The organism is Streptomyces sp. NPDC085946 (genome assembly GCF_044540485.1).
GTDB lineage: Bacteria > Actinomycetota > Actinomycetes > Streptomycetales > Streptomycetaceae > Streptomyces.
The window spans coordinates 1-8180 of record NZ_JBITSF010000060.1 but is presented as its reverse complement, the minus strand read 5'-3'; the positions used below and the strand labels follow the sequence as shown (position 1 = coordinate 8180).

The 8180-nt window shown below is 67.6% G+C and carries 7 protein-coding genes; 5 read left to right on the top strand and 2 right to left on the bottom strand.

The window, feature by feature from the left end:
* Positions 1-440: 440 nt before the first annotated feature.
* Together ACIF8T_RS40355 and ACIF8T_RS40350 are read right to left on the bottom strand one after the other, a co-directional pair.
* On the bottom strand, positions 441-941 hold the full coding sequence (locus ACIF8T_RS40355) for a hypothetical protein (protein ID WP_400042450.1): 501 nt from the start codon (positions 939-941) through the stop codon (positions 441-443).
* A gap of 465 nt (positions 942-1406) precedes the next feature.
* The gene (locus ACIF8T_RS40350) at positions 1407-1907 is read right to left on the bottom strand and encodes a peptidoglycan-binding protein (protein WP_400042449.1); all 501 of its coding nucleotides are present in this window, start codon (positions 1905-1907) and stop codon (positions 1407-1409) included.
* 220 nt (positions 1908-2127) lie between these two features.
* On the opposite strand from ACIF8T_RS40350, the gene ACIF8T_RS40345 reads away from it, so the two are divergent.
* From ACIF8T_RS40345 to ACIF8T_RS40325, 5 genes are all read left to right on the top strand, one after another.
* Complete coding sequence (locus tag ACIF8T_RS40345) at positions 2128-3126, top strand: ArsR/SmtB family transcription factor (RefSeq protein ID WP_400042447.1); 999 nt, start codon at positions 2128-2130, stop codon at positions 3124-3126.
* A 782-nt stretch (positions 3127-3908) separates the two neighbouring features.
* Positions 3909-4154 (top strand): hypothetical protein, encoded by a 246-nt coding sequence (locus tag ACIF8T_RS40340; RefSeq protein WP_400042446.1) that lies wholly within the window; start codon positions 3909-3911, stop codon positions 4152-4154.
* Between the two features lie 89 nt (positions 4155-4243).
* Entirely contained in the window at positions 4244-4726 is a 483-nt protein-coding gene (locus tag ACIF8T_RS40335) for an RNA polymerase sigma factor (protein WP_400042445.1), read from the top strand.
* The gene (locus tag ACIF8T_RS40330; RefSeq protein ID WP_400042443.1) at positions 4723-5904 is read left to right on the top strand and encodes a hypothetical protein; all 1182 of its coding nucleotides are present in this window, start codon (positions 4723-4725) and stop codon (positions 5902-5904) included. The genes ACIF8T_RS40335 and ACIF8T_RS40330 overlap by 4 nt, the downstream gene beginning before the upstream one ends.
* A 351-nt stretch (positions 5905-6255) precedes the next feature.
* Positions 6256-7140, top strand: a complete 885-nt coding sequence (locus ACIF8T_RS40325; RefSeq protein ID WP_400042442.1) for a replication-relaxation family protein — start codon at positions 6256-6258, stop codon at positions 7138-7140.
* Positions 7141-8180 lie beyond the last annotated feature (1040 nt).

Below are 8180 nucleotides of genomic sequence, written 5' to 3'. Positions count from 1 at the left end.
CGGGACGCTGCGCGTCCCGCGCATCCGCCTTGCTGTGCAAGGCGGATGATGCTCCGTTCGCTGCGCTCCCGGAGCTGCGGGGCCTTCGGTTCCACTGGGTGGCTTCCGCTGCGCTCCAGCCACCCAGTGGCGCTTCGCGCCACTGGGGCCGGCCCGCTGCGCGGGGCGGCGGGCGGGCCGTCGGCCCGGGCGGCGAGGGGAAGGGGTGGCTGGCCGTGGTGACCTTGCATCAGGTGATGCACGATGTAGTTCTGATAGGACCGGCCCACCCCTCTGCTTCAAATTTGGATCCGGATTTACTCTGGAAAGGAATAACTCTTCAACCCCTCATCAGCCTATCTGGCGATATTCAATGCGGGATGAATCGAGCCACTTTCGCCACAGCGATGCGGAGCGGCCCGCCAGAATATATTCTGGCGGGCCGCTCACGGGGATGACTGTTAACAGTGACCCCAATAGCTGCCGCTCTGCGTGTCCTTCACCTCTATGGGGTAGCTGTAAGTCGTGTCGTACAGGACAGCCCTCGCGTAGTACTTCTTGTTGGTCTGAAGATCAGAGCAAGGCTCCGCAGCGTAAGCGGAAAGCGCGCCTCCAGCGCCGTTGCTGTCGCGCTTTCCTTGAGCCACGAGGTCGTTGCCATACCATTCATCCCGGTAGAGGTAGACGTTCACGGTGTAGTGTTCGGGCTTCGGGCAGTTCACCCATGCACGAGCACCCAACTCACTTGTGTGTCGTTCGATGGTTATCGAAAGACTACAGTCGATTGGTCTTGCTTGCGCTGACGATGCAGTCATAATGACGCCGGACGTCGCCAATGTGAGTATGGCCGCCGCCATTCCTGATGTCCGGAGAAGGACTTTCCCTTTCCGGTCTTTCCTTGCCTTTCTCTGTGTGGCTATCGCGAGGCCGGGGCTGAACATCCTCTTGGGGAACTGGTTCATTTTTTCCTCCCTTTACCGCTTCCTCATGCGAGGAACTGTAGACGGTTTTGTGAGTGCCTATTAGCTGTCCTGGGTGCCTCGACGACGGCTGATGCTGTTCACCCAACTCACCCGAGAGATGAAACGCGCCAGTGAGGAGGGCTTGGCCGATGGCCGCCGTCGTCATCCCCGTCTTTACGCAGTAAGCAAGGTGTGAAGCTCGACGCGGGCCAGCATGTCGTCCCGGAAGAGGTCGGTGGAGGCAACAAACCGCGTCGCCGGCTGAAGACGTAACCCTCACGAAACCGTTGGCGTCGGCGGTCAACCCGTCCCCTTGTGGATACCACATGCCCGTGGTCATACCGCAGCGGGATGGCCAACCGTCAGCCGTTACGACAGCACGAGTTCCATCTCAGTAGCACTGCGGGCATGCCGCTCTCCGCTGAAGAGCGGCATGCCCCGAACCCGCACCGAAGAAAGCCGATTTCAGCTACAGGTCCGGTAGTTGTAACCGGCGGTTCGCTTGACACCGTCGCCGTCCCAGAACTGATAATTCCCGTTGGCGTCGCGATTTACATAGAAGCCATCGACTTCACCGGGGTAATACAGGGTCAGGTACTGCTCACTTCCCTCAGGGAAGAGGTAGATAAGCCGTGTGCCAGCCTCGGTCCACGTGTTCTTGCCAGCGCTTCCGTCGGCGCCCAGCCCATAGCGCGACTGCCATTTCGCAGTTGCGGTCTTGGTCTGGGTCCCGAAATCTCCGTCGATGTCCGCGGTGGACGAGAGGTAGCCGTCCGCCCACAGCACCGTCTGCCACAGGCAGGTAACGTTGGAGGTTCGGTTCGTATTGACGTCCACGACACCCTCGTTGGTCCAGTCGTCCTCCCAGGCGCCTGCCCCGTAGACGAAGGGAAGGCCGCTGTAGGTTCCGCTCGCCGATGCCGGCGTAGTGCTCACGGCTAAGAGGGCTGCGGTCAGCGCACCCACAGCGCAAGCGGCCACCTTGGTCTTCCTCGTGCGTGAGGTCGGTGCCCCCGGCATTCCTCGCGTCCCTCGCATGCATGCTCCCTTCGGCTCCATCAGCCACCAACACTGCTGGCCACCACCCTGCGCCGACCAGGCCCGCCAGCGCGACGTTTCGTGCCACGATTCGAGCAGGTTCGAAGGGATGGCCGCAGGCGCGGCGCGACCGGACATCGGGAGGGTCATGATTGAGCTCACCGTCGACGCCGCCGGGCTCGCCCGCTCCCGCTTCGCGGTCTCGCCGTTGCACGAGGTCGTCGCCACGCTGCTGCCCTGGGGTCTGCAGCCAGCCCTCGACGCCGATCCCTGGGTTGCCCGTGCACGACGCGTGCTGCGCCGGGCCCGGCTGCCGCTGCTGTCCGAACTGGCTCTGGACGGACCTGGATACGTGCCCGACTTCCTCAACCCCTACCCGGCCGGGCCCTCACCCACCGTCGAGGAGGAACTCGAGCGAGTCCGGCGTACCCCGCCCGAGCGGGTTCTGAGCGAGCTAGAGGCGTTACGCGTCGGGCGGCCGCGCAACGGTCTTGCCGGTTCCGAGCTGCCACCGGGGGTGCGGCGGGCCATGGCGCGGGGTGGTGTGCATGTGGCCCGGCAGGCGGCGGACGAGTTGCGGCGTTACTGGGAGCTGGCCTTCGCCCCGCACTGGGAGGCCGCCAAGGCCGTCCTCGATGCGGAGGTCGGCCGATGCGCCGGCGTGCTGGCCGGACACGGAGCAGCGAGGCTCTTCAACTCCCTGCATCCTGACATCGAGTGGGTTGAGGGCACCTTGCGTGTGGAGAGCCGGTTGCGGATCGCGTTGCCGGTGTCCATGGTGGTCGTCGTGCCGTCACTGGTCATGCCTCGGCCGGGCGTGGCCGTGGACCCCACGCGCGACGAAGACCGGCCCCCCATGCTCATCTACCCCGTACGTGACAAGACCATCGTCGGCGCCATCGCCCCCATAGTCCCTTCCGCCGAGATGGCACAGCTGCTCGGGCCCACCCGCGCCGGACTGCTCGCCGCACTGACGCAACCGGCCTCCACCGCGCAGCTGGCGGCACGCCACTTCCTCAGCCCCGCCACGGTCTCCTACCACCTCGGTGTCCTGCACCGGGCCGGCCTCGTCACCCGTACCCGAGCCGGCCGATCCGTGCTCTACCGCCGCACCCCCGAAGGAACCCGGCTGGCAAGAAGCCGGTAGACAGGGCGGCGGGACAGGCCCTCGGATCACCGTTCCTTTGTCTTCTTCCTCTGTGACCTGGGTTGCTCGGCCGTTCTCGATGACCGACGGGAGAATCGTCCGGCAGCACGCCGTCACCGAAGCCCGCGGCCTCTGCGAACAAGAGCACGGCCAGAACCAGGCCGAGGAAGCCACGCCCACCGACGGCTGACGCCTGCAGCAGCCGCCACGCCGGCCGGTGCCCGCCCCTTGGTGCGGTGCGCCAGGATCACCCGGCGCGAAGCGCGGCGGCTCCGGCCGACGCGCAAGCAGGACACCAGCCGCCCCAATCCCCCGACAGCACGCCCACCCGCCCCGCCCGTCCCTCCCCACCTCCCTTTTCCTGGTCCGGGCGTCGCGAGGGGGTGTGCCAAGGGGGATGTCTGGCCCCCGACCACGAACAAAACCGTGCGATGACCTGCGGATATATGAGTCGGGCCCGGAACGGCGCGGCCCGCTGTGGGCGGGGTCGTCGGACGGGTTGTCAGCTCAGTCCACGAAGGGGTTGTCGCACCGTGGATGGGTCTGGTAGCTGGTGGCCCGGTCAGAACGGCGTGCAACGTGCGCTCCGTCGCCCGCCGCTGTACAGCGACCTGGCGGTGGAGCAGGTCATCGCATTGCCTCAGTTCCGGTTCGCCCACAGGGGCCATAACGGCATGCGGAAAAGATTCTCCGGCTCAGAAGTTCACGATCATGGACTCTCAAGCCCCTTACCTCACAACAGGCCCTCGCAACCCGTACCCGTATGAGGAGGAGAATCCCTGATGGACCCGGCCACGACCATCATTGTTTCGATCGTCATCGCCAAGGCTTTCACGCTGCTGGCACTCTGGCTGCGCCTGCGCTGGCGAGCGCAGCGTGAGCAGCAACGGCATCGCTACCTTCTGGGGGTTACCGAGGCCGTGGCGTTGGGTGGTCAGGTGGAGCTGGTGGACCGGGGCGGTGACGGCCATCGTCTGTGCGTGAGGATCAACCGTGCTGCCGTAGTGGGGGAGGACCAGGCCGCGTGAGTACATATGATCCGGCGGACAGCGTGGAGGGGTCGGCGGCCGCGTCTGCCTCCCCCGGCCCGCCTGGGCAACGCCACCGAGCGCGACAGGTGGCGGATGAGGAGTTCTCTGCCTTCTACCGTGCACACATCCGTCCGTTAACGGCCTTTCTGATCAGTCACGGGGCAGGCGTGCACGTCGCCGCGGAGATCGCTCAGGAGACCATGACCGATGCCTACCGATGTTGGGAGAGCATCACCCATCCCAAGGCCTGGGTCTACAAGGCCGCTTCTCGCGCGCTCATCCGCAAGGTCGCCTCCGTTGAAGAACCCGTCGAGCAGGTGCCTGAGCCCACGTCTCTGCTGCCCCACACTGACGCCATCGCGGAATGGGAAGCTCGGTACGACGCGCTGCCCCTGCTGCGCAGCTTGCCGCCAAGGCAGCGTCAGGTGATGGCCTGGACCCTGGCCGGTTTCACTCCCACCGACATCGCCGACCACCTCAGCCTGTCGGCGGAGACCGTGCGCGCCAGCCTGCTGAAAGCCCGTCGCGCTGCGGCCGCTTACCTCAGGACACGGGAGGAGGAACAGTGACCCGACCCGGACACGACCCTCACGGCCAGGACGCACACCGCTGGCTCACCCGGCATCAGTACAACCTCATCGATGGCCTGGACGGCCTTCTCGACGTCGAAGCCGGCCTGCGCGAAATCCTCATCCAGTCCCGCCACACCACCGCTGTCGATGACCTCGATACCGTCCTGGACACCGAAGCCGGGCTTGCTGCCATCCTGCCCCCCGCCGCGCACGTCACATCGGCCAGTACACACGACCACACCAGCGCAACAGATCTGGAAGAGCTGCTCCGCACGCTCAGTCCCGCAGAGCGCATGGCCCTGCGCAACCACCCTGGTGTCAAAGAAGCAAGCTACGACCTCACCAGTGCCTTCGCTCACGTCCGTGTTTTCGCCCACGATCTCGATTTCGACCGCAATCGCGCTCGTGCTCGCGCCCTTGTCCGCGCCCGCAACCTCGTTCGAGACCTTGCCCGAGACCTCACCCGCCGTCTTGACCACGACCTCGACCTCACCCTTGCCGCCGGCCTCACTCTCGACCGTCTCAGCGCTCACGCCCTCGACCGCGCCCGCGGCCTCGCCCGCGGCCTCGACCGCGACCTCTCCCGCGTCCGCACCCGCGCCCACCACCGCGCCCGTGCCCGCGATGTCGCCCATGACCTCGACCTCGCCCTTGCCAGTGCCGCCGACCTCACCCACTCCCTCGACCTCACCCGTGCCCGTGCCCGTGCCGCCGACCTCACCCGCGCCCTCGACCACGCTTACGACCTCGACCGCATCCTTGCCCGCGACCTCAACCACAGCCTCACCCGTACCCGTGACCGTGACCGTGTCGCCGGCCGCGCCCTCGACCGCGCCAGCGCTCACGACCTGGAGCGCGTCCGCGTTGTCATCTTCGAAGTCCGTACCGCCGAGGTTCGCCGGGCCATCGGTCTAGCGCTCCGCCGGGAACCTCCCGCGCTTGATGAGGACTCGCTCTACACGCTCCTGGACGACTTCACTACCGCCAATCTGAGTGACACCAACCTGACCAGCGTCGACCTCAGCGGGGTCCACTGGTCAGAGCACAACACGCAATGGCCGCCGACCATCGATGTCGAAAACCTCAAGACCCGCTCGGATGAGACTCCGCCCGGCAGCGGAATCTGGATCGTCCGCTCCGGCACCGCAACCATCCGCAACCTCGCCGAACTGTGACCCCCACCACAGGGCAAGGCGTCCCGAAGGCTTACGCCAGCGATATTCAGAACTACTGTCCCCGTGCGGCCAGACCAGTCACGGGCGCAGAGGGAAGGTCGGACTCTCTGCCACGCCAACACAGGCGTGGTGAGCTGCGGATACACAATCCAGGTAGGGAAGGACGCGGCCCGCTGTGGGCGGGATTGTCGGAGAGGTTGTCGCCATGGTCGGGGGTGGTGTTGTCGGATCGTGACCGTGGTCGGGCCCGCGTGGTCGGTGGTCTGGTCGGGGCCGACTGCTGCTCTGATCCGTAAGCGCGGCGCCGGGTCGGACGGTGCCGCACCGGATGGATGCGGGAGCATAGCGGCAATGAGGGATGTGGACGCGGGCGGCACCGACCGGATGGCGCTGGCCGTGCTGGTGCAGTACCGGATGGCCACCACCGAGCAGCTGCACCTGCTGCTGGCGCCCGGTGTGCGGATCGAGCAGACCCGGCGGCGGCTGGCCAAACTGCGCGCGGAAGGGCTGGTGGACCGGATCACGCTGCCGCAGGCCGGACGCACGCGAGTGTGGTTCCCCACGTCGTATGGGGCGCAGATCGCCGGCGAGTGGCCCGAGCTACGGGGCAGGCGGCCCTCGAGGACGGCCTCGGACCGTACCGCGGTGAGGCTGCGGGCCGGGCACGGGCTCACGGTGACCGAGGTGGCGCTCGCATTCGTGCAGGACGCCCGCCGCCGCGGCGACATCTGCCAGCCTCTGGACTGGATCCCCGAGGTCCATCATGCGTTCGGGGGCGGCGAGGCCGTCATCCCCGATGCGCTGCTCTACTACCGCAAGGGGTCCGATGGGCGCGGGGTGATGCTGCGGGCGTTCGTGGAAGTCGACCGGGCCACCATGGGCCCCGAACGCCTCGGTGCCAAACTCGGCGCCTACGCCCGCCTCCACGCTCACGTGCCCACGTCGGCACCCGGCACGCGGCGGCGGCCGGCCGGGCTGGAGCCGCCGCAGGAGGAATGGCGACGCCACTACCCCCTCTTCCCGCGGCTGCTGTTCATCCTCGACGGCACCGGCCCCACCGGCGTCGAGAACCGCACCCACGCCCTATACACAGCCGCCGGCCAGCTCGCACCGGACGCCCTACTGGGTGTCCCTGTCCTGGCCGCGGCGCTGACCGACCTCCTCCGAGACGGACCCTGCGCACCCGTCTGGCGACCCGTCCAGGACCCCGACCAACGCATCGCCTGGAGCCACTGACACCACCCGCAGAGCTGGGGACGGGCTGCGCACCGCCGTGGTCAGGGCTGCGCATAGCCGTGGACGGGGCTGTGGTAGGAGGCCGACCAGGTGTTGCGCAGAGCCCGACCACGACCCCGGCCACGGCCGCCAACGGCCCCGACCATGCAGGTCAGTGCACTGCGCAGACGCCTGCGCACAGAATGCGCAGTCACCGCCCGCAGCGGTCCGGTCGTGGCGGCCAGGGTTCGCCGTTCGGCGCAGCCGTCGGTGTTCCCGGCGCCCGCCTCACACGTCGGGGCCGGCGCCCAGGACGTGGCGTCCAGCCGGATGCGGCACCGCTGTGAGGGTGGGCAGACGCTCGGCAGCGAGCCGGGCACGCGGGACACGCCCTGCTTCGGCTACAGGATCGTCCGTGTACAGGGGGCCTGTGCCCAACGGGCGGCGCTCGGTCGTCACACCCGAATTCTCCCGCGCACCCCACCAGCCCTCCCCCGCGAGCCCTCTGGCACCGGACACCCTACGAGGCGTCCCCGTCCTGGCCGCGGCACTGACCGGCATCCTCCACGACGGGCCCCGCGCACCCGCCTGGCGGCCCGCCCAAAATCCCGGCCAACACGTCGGCTGGAGCCGTTGAGGACCTGCTTGTCTGAAGTGCCGGCTGCTGATCTGACGGCCCCAGGCCAAAGCGGCTTCAGAGGTTCTCCTGCGTCGGTGGGGGACCGTCCCGCGGAAACAAGAAGTTCTCCCACGCCTCCAGCCCGAACAGCATGAGCACGAGCAGCACCGGCAGGAGCAGAGCGATCACGACCATGACGCCTCCCGATGGAGCGGTGATCACGGCAACGCGGTGACAGGACTCCTGACCCAGACTGGTCCGAACGGGAGGTGCAGGCGGTGCGCAGTACGCGGACACCGACTGCGCATGCCCCGCCTCATGCCAGGCGGGTGGGGGGGGGGGGGGGGGGCGGGGGGGGGGCGCGCGCCCCCCCCCCCCCCCCCCCAACAAACCCCCCCACAAAACAAAAACAAGATATGGAGGGTTGCGGAGGGGACGCGGG

Excerpts from the sequence above, each read along its gene's own strand:
- ACIF8T_RS40355 (WP_400042450.1), bottom strand. The coding sequence starts at position 941 with ATGAACCAGTTCCCCAAGAGGATGTTCAGCCCCGGCCTCGCGATAGCC.
- ACIF8T_RS40345 (WP_400042447.1), top strand. The coding sequence starts at position 2,128 with ATGATTGAGCTCACCGTCGACGCCGCCGGGCTCGCCCGCTCCCGCTTC.
- ACIF8T_RS40340 (WP_400042446.1), top strand. The coding sequence starts at position 3,909 with ATGGACCCGGCCACGACCATCATTGTTTCGATCGTCATCGCCAAGGCT.
- ACIF8T_RS40325 (WP_400042442.1), top strand. The coding sequence starts at position 6,256 with ATGAGGGATGTGGACGCGGGCGGCACCGACCGGATGGCGCTGGCCGTG.